The organism is Mesobacillus jeotgali, assembly GCF_031759225.1.
In the GTDB taxonomy this organism is placed as follows: domain Bacteria; phylum Bacillota; class Bacilli; order Bacillales; family Cytobacillaceae; genus Mesobacillus; species Mesobacillus jeotgali_B.
The window spans coordinates 648,626-664,355 of record NZ_CP134494.1 but is presented as its reverse complement, the minus strand read 5'-3'; the positions used below and the strand labels follow the sequence as shown (position 1 = coordinate 664,355).

Here is a 15,730-nt window from a genome sequence, read left to right as displayed (position 1 = left end):
GCTGTCTCCCCTTTGCTGTTCGTTGATCTTTGTTGCTTCGCTGTGCATTGACCTTTGTTGCTTCGCTGATTGTTAATCTTTGTTGTTTTGCTAATCGTTGATCTTTGTTGCTTTGCTGATTGTAATCTTTGTTGCTTCACTGATTGTTAATCTTTGTTGTTTTGCTAATCGTTGATCTTTGTTGCTTTGCTGATTATCAGTTCTTCCGATACATGATCTCCCCGCCGATGATCGTCATTTCGATGTCCATCGTTAACAGTTCATCTGGATCTGCCATTTCAAATGGATTCGCGGAGTATACCGTCATATCGGCAAGTTTGCCGCGAGCAATCGTGCCTTTAATGGTCTCTTCGTTCGTTGGATACGCACCCAGCTCGGTGAACAGGCGGAATGCATCCACCATCGACAGCTTCTGTTCTGGCACATAGCCTTCATGGGTTTCACCCGGCTTTTTGCGTGTCACGGCTGCGTGGATTCCGAGGATTGGGTCAACCGGCTCAACCGGAGAGTCAGAGCCGCCAGCACAAATGACGCCAGCTTCCATCAGCGTTTTCCATGCATATGATAGCTTGATCCGCTTTTCTCCAAGGCGCTCCTGCACCCACGGGAAATCGCTGGCGATGAAGCGCGGCTGGATATCAGCAATCCGGCTTGGCGCTTTCAGGCGAGGAATCAGTTCCTCCCGCAGAACCTGAGCATGGATCAGCCTGTCGCGATACGCGGCGGCTGGAAATTTATCGAGCACGTCCAGCATATTTTCGAGCGCTTTGTCGCCAATCGTATGGACCGCAATCGGCATGTCCAGTTCTCTTGCACCACGGACGATTTCGTACATCTGCTCCTGGTCATACATCGCATTGCCGTAGTGACCCGGCGCGTCGCTGTATTCTTCTGACAGCAGCGCAGTCCTCCTACCGAACGCTCCATCGGCAAAAATTTTAACAGCGCCGATATTCAAAGTGTCATTGCCAAAGCCCGTGTACATTCCGGCTTCTTTTAGATTTGGTAAAAACTCATGGTTGATCAGAAGATTGCTTCGCAAGCCCACCTGTTCCCCGTTCAGCAGCTCATTGAAAATGTTCCATGTCATTTCAAGGCCGCCAAGATAGAGCGGGTCATTCGTATGGACACTCGTCAGCCCTTTGCTCATCGCAAAATGCATCGTCTGGCGCATCGCGTTTTTCCAATCATCGTACGAGCGCTCAGGAATATGCTGCCTGATCAGGTTCATCGCAGATTCCAGGAACAGTCCGGTCGGCTGCTTCGTCCATTCATCCAACACGATCGTTCCGCCTTCCGGAACCGAAATCGCTGGGTGATAGCCACTCACTTCAAGCGCCTTGCTGTTGACGATTGCCGCATGAAGGCATGTCCTCGTCATAAACAGCGGGTTGGCTGGCGCCACATAATCCAGCTCAGCAATCGTTGGAATTCCCCCATCGGTAAAAAGATTCTCGTCCCAGCTGCTGCCGACTATCCACTGGCCTGGCTCAAGCTGACTGGCTTTTTCCTGGATTTTAGCGAGCATGTCATGCTTGGAAGTGACTCCAACAAAATCAAGATTGATAAAACTGTCGGCCATGATGGATAAGTGAAGATGGCTGTCAATCAAGCCAGGAGTCGCAGTCTTTCCCTCAAGGTCGATGATTTGCGCGTTGCTGCCCCATTGCAGCACCATATCAGCTGAGGTTCCCATATCGATGAAACGGCCATGTTCGATGACGACGGCCTGGACAATAGGTTTGCGTGAATTGAATGTGTAGATCGTTCCGTTTGTGTAGATGGTTCTCAAGATGATTCTCTCCTTTGGTTAAAAGTGAGACAGGTCATGCTTGAAAATGTTCGGAGTGCGCATACGGACGTATGCAAAAGGAGTTTGACTGAAGGGGATAGTGGAAAAGCTCTACGCATGCAAAAAAGCAATGATAGAAAATAACCTATCATTGCTTTTTACAATATACGTTATCCTCCATTTCGATCAGTAGTTCTCCATGCACAAAAACAAGCATGACAGTCTGCTCCTTATTCAGGAAGCATCCCAGCAGTAACCAGTCTGACCCTGGCCACGCTTCGGCAAACAACCCTTTCATCCATCATCAACGATGTCATACTCCGATGGACTACTCTTGTTATTCGCTCCTCTACCTCACCGATCTGATAAGATCATATGAAATTAGGTTAATAGTATCAGAATGTTTTATTTAAATCAAGATTCTAAAATGTTGGAAAATGTTCACTGTTTTTTACTTTCGCTTTTTTTAAAATGAAGAAGAAAGGAAGTGGAATATGATCTTAAAAGAAAGAACCAAACCAGAAGAATTAGTAATCTTGCAATCCCTTCAGCCACGGATGGAATTGGAAGAGAAAGATGCGCAATACCTGTGGACACTGGAGAAAGGCTATGAAGGTGAAGTGCAATTCGACCAATGGTTTACGAATCATCGAGTTGAAAGTCTCATTATCAACGACCTGTTGCTGGAAGTGAATGGCACCCTTTTTCAAATCGACTCCTTCGTGATCACACAGGACCGTCTGCACCTTTTTGAAGTGAAGAATCTTGAAGGGGACTACTATCTCGATGGAGACAAATTCAAGACTGCCGCCGGCAAAGAAACCAAAAACCCCCTCCACCAACTAAGCCGCGCAGAATCACTCCTTAAACAACTGCTCAAGGAACTTGGCTTCTACATTCCTCTTGAACCTCACCTCGTGTTCATCAACCCGGAATTCGCCCTTCTGCAAGCACCATTGAAATCACCCATTGTTTTGCCAAACCAACTCAACCGCTTTATGGATAAAATGAACAGAACCTCTTCGAAGCTGAATAGCAAACATACCAAATTGGCCGAAGCATTATTGTCATTGCATATTACGAAGTCACCGTATTCAAAAGTGCCAGGTTATGATTTTGAACTGTTGAGGAAGGGGGTTATTTGTGGGGAATGCGGAGGGTTTTGTGAATTTCATAGTAAAAGCAAATTCATTTGCAGTCACTGTGGCCACACGGGGAATATTGATACCGCTGTTGTCCGAACTGTTAAGGAATTTCAACTGCTGTTTCCTGAATTTAAGGTTACAACGCAGACTATATTTGATTGGAGTGGCGGCATTTTGTCTAAGAAAACCCTTAGAAGAATATTAAAAGATAACCTTACCTACATTGGTGATTTTAATAGGCGATATTACGAATAATAATCCTTGATCAGTGTCCGATTTTTGCGGACACTTTTTGTTTTGTGCAGCTTCGAACTTTCTGCTACCGTAATTCAGGACGGTCCCTTTTTCGGGCACAGCTTCGAACTTTCTGCTACCGTAATCCTGGCGTGGTCCCTTTTTCGGTCGCAGCTTTGAACATTCTGCTACCGTAATCCTGGCACGGTCCCTTTTTCGGGCACAGCTTCGAACTTTCTGCTACCGTAATCCTGGCGTGGTCCCTTTTTCGGGCGCAGCTTTGAACATTCTGCTACCGTAATCCTGGCGCGGTCACTTTTTCGGGCGCAGCTTCGAACTTTCTGCTACCGTGATCCTGGCGCGATCCCTTTTTCGGGTGCAGCTTCGAACTTTCTGCTACCGTAATCTTGGCGCGGTCCCTTTTTCGGGCGCAGCTACGAACTTTCTGCTACCGTAATCCTGGCGCGGTCACTTTTTCGGGCGCAGCTACGAACTTTCTGCTACCGTAATCCTGGCGCGGTCCCTTTTTCGGGCGCAGCTACGAACTTTCTGCTACCGTAATCCTGGCGCGGTCACTTTTTCGGGTGCAGCTTCGAACTTTCTGCTACCGTAATCCTGGCGCGATCCCTTTTTCGGGCGCAGCTTTGAACATTCTGCTACCGTAATCCTGGCGCGGTCCCTTTTTCGGGCGCAGCTTTGAACATTCTGCTACCGTAATTCAGGCGGGATTCCTTTTTCGGGCGCAGCTACGAACTTTCTGCTACCGTAATCCTGGCGCGATCCCTTTTTCGGGTACAGCTTCGAACTTTCTGCTACCGTAATCCTGGCGCGGTCCCTTTTTCGGGCGCAGCTACGAACTTTCTGCTACCGTAATCCTGGCGCGGTCCCTTTTTCGGGCGCAGCTTTGAACATTCTGCTACCGTAATCCTGGCACGGTCCCTTTTTCGGGCGCAGCTTTGAACATTCTGCTACCATAATCCTGGCGCGGTCCCTTTTTCGGGCGCAGCTACGAACTTTCTGCTACCGTAATCCTGGCGCAATCCCTTTTTCGGGCACATGCTCCCTCCTCTTGTGTCAGTGCTCTTCCAACTTCCTCTTTCACGGGCACATGTTCCGCCTCAACACCCTTGCCACCAGTAAAATCCCTCCATCCTCGAATGACCACAAAAGATTTTGCCATAATAATCATAATAGAAAACGCTTGCATTTTTTTGTATTCGTTTTATAATACTTGTATACAAGTATACTTGATTAACCAGGAAGGTGAGAAAATGACGGAAAACAGTAATTTTCTTTATCCGCAAAAATGGCTTTCTAAGGCTTCAACGGGTGACCGGGTTGCGAGTGAGCTGCGAATGCAAATTATTTCGGGCTTGATTGAAAGCGGTGCCATCCTTTCGGAGAACAAACTGGCTGCTGATTTTAACGTTAGCCGTTCACCGATCCGTGAAGCGCTTAAAATTCTTTCAGCTGAAAACCTGATCCGCCTGGAAAGAATGGGTGCCGTGGTCATCGGCCTCACTGAAAAGGATATCGAAGAGATTTACGATGTCCGGTTATTGATTGAATCATTTGTTTTTGAACGTCTCATAAAAATAGATACAACGAATTTGGTAGTTGAACTGAGCAAAATTCTCGAAATGATGAAAATTGCCATCAAGTACAAGGATGCCGACGAGTTCAGCCTTCAGGATGTTCTTTTCCATGAAACGATCATCCGGGCCATCAACCATTCTTATATCAGAATGATCTGGGATAACACGAAGCCCGTCATGGAAGCTTTCATACTTTTATCGATGCGGGCAAGGATCGAAGAAAAATATGAGGATTTCGATCGCATCCTCGAAAATCACGAGCTTTATATTGAAGCCATCAAAACGAAGAATCGCGACCTGATGATTAAATCCTTACACCAAAATTTTGATGATGTTCAAGGTAAAGTAGACGACCTTTGGATATCGCAACAAACGCTTTCCAAGGGAGTGGAGAAAAGTGACTGAATATATGCTAGGGGTCGACATCGGTACGACTAGTACCAAGGCTGTCCTTTTCAGCGAAAAAGGCGAAGTCATCCAGCAGGAGAACATCGGATACCCGCTTCATACGCCGGATATCTCAACAGCCGAGCAAGATCCTGAAGAAATTTATATGGCGGTCCTGACTGCCATTACGAAGATCATGAAACACAATAAGCAAAAAAAGCTGGCTTTCATTTCATTCAGCAGCGCAATGCATAGCGTCATTGCGATAGATGAAAATGATCAGCCGCTTACTCCATGCATCACCTGGGCGGATAACCGCAGTGAAGCTTGGACGCACAAAATCAAAACAGAACTGAACGGACACGAAATTTACAAGCGCACGGGAACGCCGATTCATCCGATGTCGCCATTAAGCAAAATCACATGGATCGTGAATGAGCGTCCAGAAATTGCTGCGAAAGCGAAGAAATATATCGGGATCAAGGAATTTATTTTTAAAAAGTTCTTTGACCAGTATGTGGTTGACCACTCGCTTGCGTCAGCGATGGGGATGATGAATCTTAAAAAGCTGGAATGGGATGAAGAGGCTCTGCAAATTGCGGGGATCACGAAAGACCAATTATCCGAGCTTGTACCGACAACAAAAACCTTCACGAATTGCAATCCAGAATTAGCGAAGCAAGTCGGGATTGAACCGGAAACTCCTTTCGTCATTGGAGCAAGTGACGGTGTCCTTTCCAACCTCGGCGTCAATGCGATTGGCAAAGGTGAGATTGCGGTCACGATCGGGACAAGCGGTGCAATCCGTACGATCATCGACGAGCCGCAAACCGATGAAAAAGGCCGCATTTTCTGCTACGCCCTGACCGAGAATCACTGGGTCATCGGCGGTCCTGTCAACAATGGCGGAATGGTCCTTCGCTGGATCCGCGATGAATTCGCAGCATCTGAGGTCGAAACGGCAAAGCGTTTAGGCATCGATCCTTACAATGTTTTAACAAAAATCGCTGAACGCGTAAGGCCGGGAGCGGAAGGTTTGCTGTTCCATCCATACCTTGCTGGTGAGCGTGCTCCTTTATGGAATCCTGATGTCCGCGGTTCCTTTTTCGGACTGACGATGTCCCATAAAAAAGAGCATATGATCCGTGCCGCATTAGAGGGTGTCATTTTCAACCTGTATACCGTTTTCTTAGCGCTTACGGAAGCGATGGAAAGCCCGGTTACACGAATCCAGGCTACAGGCGGCTTTGCAAGATCAGATGTGTGGCGCCAGATGATGTCCGATATTTTTGACATCGAGGTGGTCGTTCCGGAAAGCTATGAAAGCTCTTGCCTTGGTGCTTGCATCCTCGGACTCTATGCAACAGGTAAAATTGACTCATTTGAAGTTGCTTCCGAGATGATCGGCAGCACCCACAAGCACACGCCGAACGAAGAAGCGGCAAAAGAATACAGACAGCTCGTGCCGATTTTCATCAGCTTATCCCGGGCACTGGAACAGGATTATTCGAGAATCGCAAACTATCAGAGAAGCCTGATTCGATAAGGGATTATCAAAGAAGTTTGATTAAATAAGGCATCACTGCAAAAAAGAATCACACTTAGTGATCGCCTCATAATCAATCTTTAATAAGGGGACATTTGATCCCCGCACAAAAATGTTAGCGCTTTATTTTACAGAGGAAATACCCCGCTATAGCGGGCACAATTAAACATCTTAGGGGGAAATTACAATGCCATTGGTTATTGTAGCAATTGGTATCTTAGCTCTATTATTATTAATCATGGGCCTTAAGCTCAACACATTCATTTCCTTAATCATCGTATCATTTGGTGTCGCTTTAGCACTTGGCATGCCATTAGATGAAATTGTTAAAACAATCGAAGCTGGACTTGGCGGAACTCTTGGCCACTTAGCACTGATCTTCGGTCTGGGTGCGATGCTTGGTAAATTGATTGCGGATTCGGGCGGAGCCCAGCGAATCGCAATGACTCTTGTGAACAAATTTGGTGAAAAGAACATCCAATGGGCAGTCGTAGCTGCTTCATTCATCATCGGTGTTGCTCTATTTTTCGAGGTAGGTTTAGTATTATTGATTCCAATCGTATTTGCGATTTCAAGAGAATTAAAGATTTCTATTTTGTATCTTGGTATTCCAATGACTGCTGCTTTATCAGTCACACACGGCTTCCTGCCTCCTCACCCTGGTCCAACAGTAATCGCTGGTGAGTATGGCGCAAACATTGGTGAAGTATTGCTTTATGGCTTTATCATTGCAATCCCAACTGTCATCCTGGCTGGGCCAGTATTTACGAAGATTGCTAAAAAACTAGTACCAGAATCTTTTAACAAAACAGGAAACATCGCTTCTCTAGGCGAGCAGAAGACTTTCAAACTTGAAGAAACACCAGGTTTCGGTATCAGCGTTTTCACAGCACTACTACCAGTTATCTTAATGTCTATCGCAACAATCATTTCTTTACTGCAAAAAACAATGGGATTTGAGAACAATGGCTTCCTTGCAGCAATCCAGTTCATCGGTGATGCAGGAACTGCGATGTTACTTTCCCTGCTTGTAGCCATTTACACAATGGGAATCGCGCGTAACATTCCTATTAAAACTGTGATGGACTCATGTACGACAGCGATCTCCCACATCGGAATGATGCTCTTGATCATCGGTGGCGGCGGTGCCTTCAAACAAGTCTTGATCAACGGCGGAGTTGGCGACTATGTAGCTGAACTGTTCAAAGGAACTTCCCTTTCACCAATCCTGCTGGCATGGATCATCGCGGCGATCCTGCGTATCTCACTGGGATCTGCAACTGTGGCAGCATTGACAACAGCTGGTCTTGTCATTCCATTGCTTGGCCAGACAGATGTGAACCTTGCCCTGGTTGTTCTTGCAACTGGCGCAGGAAGCTTGATCGCTTCACACGTGAACGACGCAGGCTTCTGGATGTTCAAAGAATACTTCGGTCTTAGCATGAAAGAAACATTCGCAACATGGACACTGCTTGAAACAATTATTTCAGTAGCAGGACTAGGATTCATCTTATTGCTTAACCTATTTGTTTAAAAAGAAAGGTCAGCCTGATTACAAGTCAGGCTGACCTTTTTTCTATTACCACTACACAAACCATCTAATATAAATCCCCACCGCCAGGAAGGATAGGAGAATGACAACAATATAAATCAATGATAGGTTCGTAGTGTTTCTTTTCGTGGCTTTGCTATATTCCTCGTCTCCCTTGCCCGAGAGTAACAATGTTGCCAGCAGTGCCCCGATAATAATGATGATTACTAAAATCAGCCCCAGAGTCATACAAACACCTCTATTTCGATATCCTTAATATTTTTTATTATAACAGACTGCAAACAAAAGAACGCTTCAGCTGGTGTTTTCATAGGCTGCTTCTGCAATATGGCTTTTTTCAAAAGAAGGCTCTTCTGCGAGATGTGCAGAAGAGCCTTTCCCTACTAAAATTCCAGCTCCGCAACCTTTTCATAACTTCCCATCTTATGGCTGGTGATTTTATCTGCCGACAGGGCGTAGAGGGTGTCTCCAATGTACAGCAGGCGCTGGATTTGCTTTTCCCATTCTTCGTAATATGGCATGTCGCCTTGGATATGGGTTATTTTTGACTTCAGTTGAATTCCGGTCGCTGGATCGATATCGTAAACATATGCTCCCTGGTATTCAAAGATTTGTTCGTATTCGTTCTTTTCGCTGTTTTGGTAAACCGAGATCGGGAAGGCGAAAATGTCTTTGTCTTTATTGAACAGCAGGGCTTTATGGTCATGGTTCAATGGTGAGTAAGTGCCCTGCCCACCGATGATTTCGGTGAATTTTTCCTTCGGGTTGGACATATCGCTAACATCGAATAAGGAGATTTTGACTCCGTCTGTCAGGATCCGCGGCTGTGACACTCCTTTTTCAGCGATGATTTTCGTATCCTGGCCAAATCCGATGATGTGGTTTTCATCATAAGGATGCAGGTAATTGCTGAAACCAGGGATTTTCAGCTCGCCAAGCACTTTCGGGTTTGCCGGATCGCTTGCGTCAAACACAAACAGCGGGTCTGTTTCTTTAAAAGTGACCATATAAATCCGGTCACCCATGAACCTCGCGGAATAGATTCTCTCCCCGCGCGCCAGCTCCTCGATCTTCCCGGTTTCCTTCAAGTTTTTATCCAGTATATATAAATGGTTGGATGATGGGCGCTTCTCGTCCCACGCATAACCCTTCGTTGTCACCACCCGGAAAAATCCATTGTGCTCATCCATCGAGAATTGATTCAGCACGGTTCCCGGTACGGTAGCAGAGCTGTGGTATTGGACATCCATGCCGCTGATCGCAAATTTATGGACATCTGTGTCAGGTGCAATCACACCGCGCTCTTTCAAATCCAGATCCCCATAATTCTCCACTGCAAGGTACAGGTTTTCCTTCGACATATAAAGCTGGTTGCCGCTGCCCAGATAGGTCGTCATGGAAACTTCCTTTTTCGGCTGGTCAAGGTCGAGCGCGGCAATCATCGTATAGTTCGGCTGTCGTGATTCTGGGAAATAGTGAATATCATCATAACCAATCGTCTTTTCCTTTGCCCCGGCTGCTGTATCGGTGAACTTCGGCCTGATATCAATCTTCCTGCTCTCCTTCAACAGCCAGTAATCCGGATAATGCTGCGTGATCAGGTAAACAAGGTTATCCACCTTCCTCGCTGCTACTTGGTGCCCCTCCACTTTAACTTCACGAATCTGTTTCGGGTCGGCAGGATTTTTCACATCATAGACAATGATTGCTGTTGTCTGCATCATCGGAGCAATCAGCGAATCCTTGGCAACCTCTTCATAGGTCCTGTAAATCTCATTGTACTGATGCCCAATGACCACTAGCTGATTTTCTTGCAAAAACAATTGGCTAGGCGAAAAATTCCCATCAAAACGAATCGTCGACAATACCTTCATCTGTGAGCCGGGGACTGCCTGAATGATCCGCACCTTATCATGCTCGGCCTGGAAAATGCTTTTTCCATCTGTTTTGACAATATCAGCTTCATCGACACCCTGGACCTGGACATTCGTTTCGGAAACATCCCCGCCGCCTCCGGATTTATCAGCAGCCACCGACTCCTCCGTCGCTTTATCCTCGCCGGCAGAGAAAGATTCCTTCAACCCACCAAACCAGCCCCGGGCCTTTTTTTCTTCCTTGATGATTTCTTCAAAATAGCTCGCCAGGTTCTCCTGCGTACCAACAGTTGGGAGTGTTTCTTTTACAACAAACTTCCAGCTATGCTCAGAGTCCAGCTCCCTGCCCAATGCTGATTTGATCCCTTTTTTAAAATGAACGGTATATCCCTTCGACTGGGGGTCATATCCATTTTCCGGAGGATGGATGTAAATGGTTTTCCGGTCGTCACCTAGCTCCATCTTCGTGTCGAGCTTTTCACCTTGGTCATTTGTGACATATACCAAATCCGAGTCGAGACTCTTTTCAGAAATCCTTTCGGAAAATTGCAGCTGCCATACCTTGTTCGGCAGCACTATATGCTCTTCTTCCCACGCATTGACCACCTTGAACTGGGAAAAATAATAAAAAGCCACTGCCGCAATAGAAATGAACATCAACCCGATTATCAACCACCATTTTTTCATCTTTTTCAGCCCCTTTGAAAAATTAGACGGAAATTCGTTCCAGGCGTTTCAATTTTAATCGTAAAAAAAAAGCCCCTTCGCGTTACGAAGGAACCTTGATTTTACTAAACTCTTCTGCCGGGACAGGTTTGCTGAAATGATACCCCTGAGCTTCGTTGCAGCGGTGCTGCTTCAGCAATCCTAACTGCTCTGCTGTTTCAACGCCTTCTGCAATGACGGACAAGCCAAGATTATGCGCCATCAAAATAATGGTCGTCGCGATGTTTTCGTCGCTTTTATTCTCGGCGATGTCCATTACAAAACAGCGGTCAATTTTCAAATGATCAATCGGGAATCTTTTCAGGTAACTTAATGAGCTGTAGCCTGTCCCAAAATCATCGATGGAAATATTCACCCCAAGTTTTTTTAATTCATGCAATATGAAGCTGGCTTTTTCAACATCCATCGTCATGCTTTCGGTGATTTCAATGGTGAGGAAGCGCGGCTCAACTCCAGTCAGCTCGAGTGTTTCCTTAACCATCGAGATCAAATTGGGCTGGTAAAATTGGCGAATCGATAAATTCACCGATACCGTCAACCCTTCCAATCCGTTTCCATGCCATTCCTTGAGCTGAAGCAGGGCGGTTTTCAGCACCCATTCCCCAATTGGAATGATCAGCCCTGTTTCTTCAGCAATTGGGATGAACTGATCTGGAGATACAAAACCAACTCTGTCGTTTTGCCAGCGAATGAGCGCCTCCGCACCTGTGATTTCATTTTTGCACAAGTTCACAATCGGCTGATAATGAAGCACAAATTCCTCCCGCTCTAGCGCTTTGCGGAGTTCATTCTCAACCTGGAGCTTTTCGAATGCTTGACGGTCCAGCATCACATCGTACATCTGGAAATTGTTCCGCCCCTGCTTTTTTGCCTGATACATCGCAACATCCGCTTTGCTCAACAATATGTCGACTTCTTCACCATCATCAGGGTAAAAGCTCATGCCGATGCTCGTTGTCACGAAAATATCTGTTCCTTCAATCGAAAAGGGCTCCTCCAATGACTTCAGGATATTACGGGCAACGGCTTCCGCTTTTTCTCTCGTCGTATGCTCTAGTAAAATCGCAAACTCGTCCCCACCCTGCCTTGAAAAAACAACTCTGTCGCCAAGGCTTTTCTTCAGCTTCTCAGCCACATACACCAGCAAGCGGTCTCCTATTGAATGGCCCAGTGAATCATTGACATACTTGAATCGGTCAAGGTCCAAAAACATGAGGCTCAGCTTTTCGCCATCCTCTACTTTTGTTTCAGCAAACGCCTTTTTAACCCGATCATCAAACAGCCTCCGGTTCGCCAGTCCTGTAAGCGCATCATGATAGGCCATGAAATTGATTCTTTCTTTTGCCCGATAATGCTGGATCACGAGGCTTGCGAGATCGGTTGCTTTCCGGATGATCTTCCTGTCCTTTTCACGCGGAGACCTTTTATGGCAATAATAAAGGCCAAAAGTGCCAATGACCCTTTGATCATCATCAAAGACCGGGGTTGACCAGCAGGCCTTTAAATCATACGACAGCGCCAGGTCCCGGTATTCCTCCCACAGTGGATCGGAGGCAATATCCGTTGTAACCACGGATTCCTTCAGAAAGGCAGAAGTGCCACATGAACCAACCGTGGGACCGATCGGTATCCCATCAACTGCTTCATTGTAGGCTGGCGGCAGGTTAGGCGAGGATCCATGTAATAATCTCTTCCCCTCCTGATCAGCAATCAGAATGGAACAGTGTGCCCCATCCGTAAAACTCTCGATAAAATAGACAACTTCATCAAGGACCTCTTGATAGGAGGCTCCCTTCGCCATCATTCTTAGGATTCTGTTCTGGCCTCTCAATAAAGCCTCGAGCTCCTTTTTTTCAGTGAAATCCTGTGCACATCCTACAATCCCCAGAATATCCCCATCAACCGCAATCGGTACAGCGGTTATCATCAAGTCAATTCGTTCACCGGTGCCATTTTTAAAAATCGCTGTTTCAAATTTCGTTCGATTTCCTGATATGACGGATTTAAACTGCTGGATCGCATCATCCACAAACTCATCATGAATCATCGAGATAAAGTTCATATCCGTAGCCTCTGCCAGCGAGTAACCCGTAATCACCGCAGCCTCCTCATTGAATGCGATGAAATTCCCTTGCACATCAAGGGCAAAACACCCATCATGATTGAAATTAAATAACGACTTATAAACGTCAAAAAGAGATCTGCTATTTAAATCTGGCTGCATTAAAGTCACCCGTCCCTCAAAACTTTCAGTATATACATGTCATATCGGCACTTCCTGTCTGTGGTTGTAGAGGTATATTTTTACAGTTCGGGCGAATGACCACATACAAAAATGAAAAGGCCCTTAGTTCAGGGCCTTTGGTTGGTTATTTATAAGACTGTATACCTCATTTTTTTCAGGGAGTGCTGAAATGGCTCCTTTGCCGGCAGTAGTCAGTGCCCCGCTTGCATTGGCAAATTGGAGAATTTCTGACTGTTTCTGTGTCAGAACTTCCACGAGGTTGTCAGGAGTCACATTCGCCTCCAGGAGTTTAAATAAGAACCCACCGATAAAGGCATCCCCTGCTCCTGTTGTATCCTGGACTTCGACCTTATAGCCTGATGATTGCCATTTCGCATCCTTCACAAAAAGGTCTGCACCATCAGCACCTTTTGTATAAACTACTGCCTGGACCTCTCCTGTAAAAAGGGATTGAATTGCTTCATCAGCATGGCTGATTCCGGTGATGAATTCAAGTTCCTCATCTGAAATTTTCACGATATGCGCTAGCGGTAAAAATTCAAGTATCGCAGCGCGGCAATCTTCTGCTTTTTCCCAAAGCGGCAGGCGTACATTAGGATCAAAGCTGACCAGCCCGCCTGCTTCTTTCATTAGTTGGATAGCCTTTTTGTGGGCTTGCTTCATCGGACTTTCAACAAGGTCCACCGAGCAAAAATGAAGAACATCTCCCTTGCTGAACCAGTGAGCTTTCACTTCTTCTTCATCAAAAAGTAAATCCGCTGACGGTTTTCTGTAAAAAGAGAAGTCGCGTTCACCGTTTTCTTTCAGCGAAACAAACGCAAGACCTGTGTTGGCTTCTCTTGTCCGCAAAATTTTGTCTGTCTCAACTCCCGCGCTTCCCAGCTGCTCAATCAAAAAATCACCAAAAGCATCTTCACCAAGCTTGGTAATCATCGCTGCACCATGACCATACTTCGCGACAGCAGCCGCAACATTGGCCGGCGCGCCGCCCGGAGCCCGTTCGAATGATACTACATCCTTAAGTGCAGCTCCCTTTTGCTGGGGGATAAAATCAATCAATACTTCACCAATTGAATATAATTTCGTCATTCTCCACACCCCTAAAACGAATTTCCCTGTGCAAGCTCATGCTTTTCATATTTACAGCTTATTTTGCCATCTGCAAAAATCTTGATTCCCTTTGATTCTTCCTCAGGGAAAACTCGCGCTGTGAACACAACTTCGCCATCGTTAATGAAAACTTCGGCAATACTGCGGTCTGCAAAAACCTGGACCTTCACTTTGTCATCTATCTTCAATTCCGAACTTCTTACAAAACCATACTCGCCGCCAAAAGCAGCCTCGAACTTCTCACGGTTCAAAGAGACAGTCTGCCCGCAGCGGTCAAATTCCAGTACAAGTCCTTCATTTTCAGAAGCAAACAGCTCCAGACCAAAACGGTCAGCATCAATATCGGTAAAATCCAGCTCCAATTCATATTGAAGTGCTGATCCGACTTCAATGCTGCCAGCCTTCTCAAGTACTACATCACCAGCCTTTGCACTTTTCCTAAGCTGAATCAGTTCCTTGGCAGGCTTCTGTACAAGCTTCCCATTCACAATATCCAGCTCTCGTGGGATTGACAGGCAATGTGCCCATTTTTCAACATCGGAAGGGTAATCGATCTCACCCATTCCAGCCCAGGCGAACAGCAGGCGCTCATTGTTTTTGCCAGCAAAGGTCTGGGGTGCGTAAAAATCGAAGCCCTTCTCCAGTTCCTGATAATGATCCACTTCAAACGTCAGACTTGCCAGATCCAGCTTACCTAACACGTAAATCACGTTATAGATATTATGGTAGTCATGCCCTTCCGGCTTTAATCCCTGTGGCGAAACGACTATGACGTCCTTGCCGTTCAGCTCGAAAAAGTCCGGGCACTCCAGCATATACACTTCTTCAGGAAACTCAATCTTCAGATCCAATTCACCTTTAAAAGTCCAGTCAATGGCATTGTCAGACTCATACACAATGATTGCGCCAGTCAAATCCGTGCGCTGGGCACCAAGAAGCATATAATAGCGGCCATTCCGCGCAAAAACCTTCGGATCGCGAACATGTCCGGTATAGCCTTCAGGGACTCCTTCGATCAATGGGTTGTTCTCATATTTCGTGATCTCGCCTTGCTTGTCCATGATTGCCAGGTTCTGGTTCGCAGACCGTTCGACCGGTCCGTACTTGATATTGCCGGTATAATACATATACAGCTTTCCATCGACTTCAAGCGACGCTCCGGAATAGGCACCGTGTGATTCATAATCCTCCACCGGCACAAGCGCGACTGGAAGCCGCTCCCAATTCACAAGATCATTCGATTTCGCATGTGCCCAGTGCTTCATGCCGTGCATCGCATCGAACGGATACCACTGGTAAAAAACATGGAACTCTCCATTAAAATAAGCCAGTCCATTCGGATCATTGATCAGCCCGTACTGCGGGTGAATATGAAACGCCGGCTTCCATGAGGAATTTGCTGATTTTTCCCTAAGCTGCTCCAGCTCATTTTCCTTCGCATCGTAAATCGTTCTATATTTCGGTTCTGTATACCTTTTCATGTTGTTCCCTCCAGCTGAAATAGCGATGAGAGGAATTCCTTCC

The 15,730-nt window shown here is 46.2% G+C and carries 10 protein-coding genes and 1 riboswitch; of the genes, 4 read left to right on the top strand and 6 right to left on the bottom strand.

Going from position 1 to position 15,730, the window contains the following annotated elements; translation table 11 throughout:
* Positions 1-196 precede the first annotated feature (196 nt).
* The gene (locus RH061_RS03350; RefSeq protein ID WP_311076248.1) at positions 197-1,795 is read right to left on the bottom strand and encodes an amidohydrolase; all 1,599 of its coding nucleotides are present in this window, start codon (positions 1,793-1,795) and stop codon (positions 197-199) included.
* Positions 1,796-1,974: 179 nt separating this feature from the next.
* A riboswitch (Lysine riboswitch) is annotated at positions 1,975-2,152 on the bottom strand.
* Positions 2,153-2,286: 134 nt separating this feature from the next.
* Between RH061_RS03350 and RH061_RS03345 the strand changes: the two genes are divergently transcribed.
* The 4 genes from RH061_RS03345 (at position 2,287) to RH061_RS03330 (ending at position 8,233) form a co-directional block, all read left to right on the top strand.
* Positions 2,287-3,192 carry a nuclease-related domain-containing protein gene (locus RH061_RS03345; protein WP_311073939.1) on the top strand — a complete coding sequence of 302 codons (906 nt, stop codon included), beginning with the start codon at positions 2,287-2,289 and terminating at the stop codon, positions 3,190-3,192.
* Between the two features lie 1,250 nt (positions 3,193-4,442).
* Positions 4,443-5,171, top strand: coding sequence for a GntR family transcriptional regulator (locus RH061_RS03340; RefSeq protein ID WP_311073937.1), 729 nt, complete (start codon positions 4,443-4,445; stop codon positions 5,169-5,171).
* The gene (gene gntK / locus RH061_RS03335; protein ID WP_311073936.1) at positions 5,164-6,699 is read left to right on the top strand and encodes a gluconokinase; all 1,536 of its coding nucleotides are present in this window, start codon (positions 5,164-5,166) and stop codon (positions 6,697-6,699) included. Before RH061_RS03340 ends, gntK begins: the two co-directional genes overlap by 8 nt.
* A gap of 187 nt (positions 6,700-6,886) precedes the next feature.
* A complete protein-coding gene (locus RH061_RS03330) occupies positions 6,887-8,233 on the top strand; it encodes a GntP family permease (protein ID WP_311073935.1) in 1,347 nt (448 codons plus the stop codon).
* 51 nt (positions 8,234-8,284) lie between these two features.
* On the opposite strand, the gene RH061_RS03325 is transcribed toward RH061_RS03330, so the two are convergent.
* From RH061_RS03325 to RH061_RS03305, 5 genes are all read right to left on the bottom strand, one after another.
* The gene (locus RH061_RS03325; RefSeq protein ID WP_311073934.1) at positions 8,285-8,479 is read right to left on the bottom strand and encodes a hypothetical protein; all 195 of its coding nucleotides are present in this window, start codon (positions 8,477-8,479) and stop codon (positions 8,285-8,287) included.
* 155 nt (positions 8,480-8,634) lie between these two features.
* Entirely contained in the window at positions 8,635-10,812 is a 2,178-nt protein-coding gene (locus RH061_RS03320) for a beta-propeller domain-containing protein (RefSeq protein WP_311073933.1), read from the bottom strand.
* A gap of 82 nt (positions 10,813-10,894) precedes the next feature.
* Positions 10,895-13,075, bottom strand: a complete 2,181-nt coding sequence (locus RH061_RS03315) for a bifunctional diguanylate cyclase/phosphodiesterase (RefSeq protein WP_311073931.1) — start codon at positions 13,073-13,075, stop codon at positions 10,895-10,897.
* 123 nt (positions 13,076-13,198) lie between these two features.
* Positions 13,199-14,185 carry a carbohydrate kinase family protein gene (locus RH061_RS03310; protein ID WP_311073930.1) on the bottom strand — a complete coding sequence of 329 codons (987 nt, stop codon included), beginning with the start codon at positions 14,183-14,185 and terminating at the stop codon, positions 13,199-13,201.
* Positions 14,186-14,196: 11 nt separating this feature from the next.
* Positions 14,197-15,687 (bottom strand): glycoside hydrolase family 32 protein, encoded by a 1,491-nt coding sequence (locus RH061_RS03305; protein WP_311073927.1) that lies wholly within the window; start codon positions 15,685-15,687, stop codon positions 14,197-14,199.
* Positions 15,688-15,730: the final 43 nt, after the last annotated feature.

Coding starts and splice junctions, on each gene's coding strand:
- RH061_RS03310 (WP_311073930.1), bottom strand. CDS start 14,185: ATGACGAAATTATATTCAATTGGTGAAGTATTGATTGATTTTATCCCC.
- RH061_RS03305 (WP_311073927.1), bottom strand. CDS start 15,687: ATGAAAAGGTATACAGAACCGAAATATAGAACGATTTACGATGCGAAG.
- RH061_RS03340 (WP_311073937.1), top strand. CDS start 4,443: ATGACGGAAAACAGTAATTTTCTTTATCCGCAAAAATGGCTTTCTAAG.
- RH061_RS03345 (WP_311073939.1), top strand. CDS start 2,287: ATGATCTTAAAAGAAAGAACCAAACCAGAAGAATTAGTAATCTTGCAA.
- RH061_RS03320 (WP_311073933.1), bottom strand. CDS start 10,812: ATGAAAAAATGGTGGTTGATAATCGGGTTGATGTTCATTTCTATTGCG.
- RH061_RS03325 (WP_311073934.1), bottom strand. CDS start 8,479: ATGACTCTGGGGCTGATTTTAGTAATCATCATTATTATCGGGGCACTG.
- RH061_RS03315 (WP_311073931.1), bottom strand. CDS start 13,075: ATGCAGCCAGATTTAAATAGCAGATCTCTTTTTGACGTTTATAAGTCG.
- RH061_RS03330 (WP_311073935.1), top strand. CDS start 6,887: ATGCCATTGGTTATTGTAGCAATTGGTATCTTAGCTCTATTATTATTA.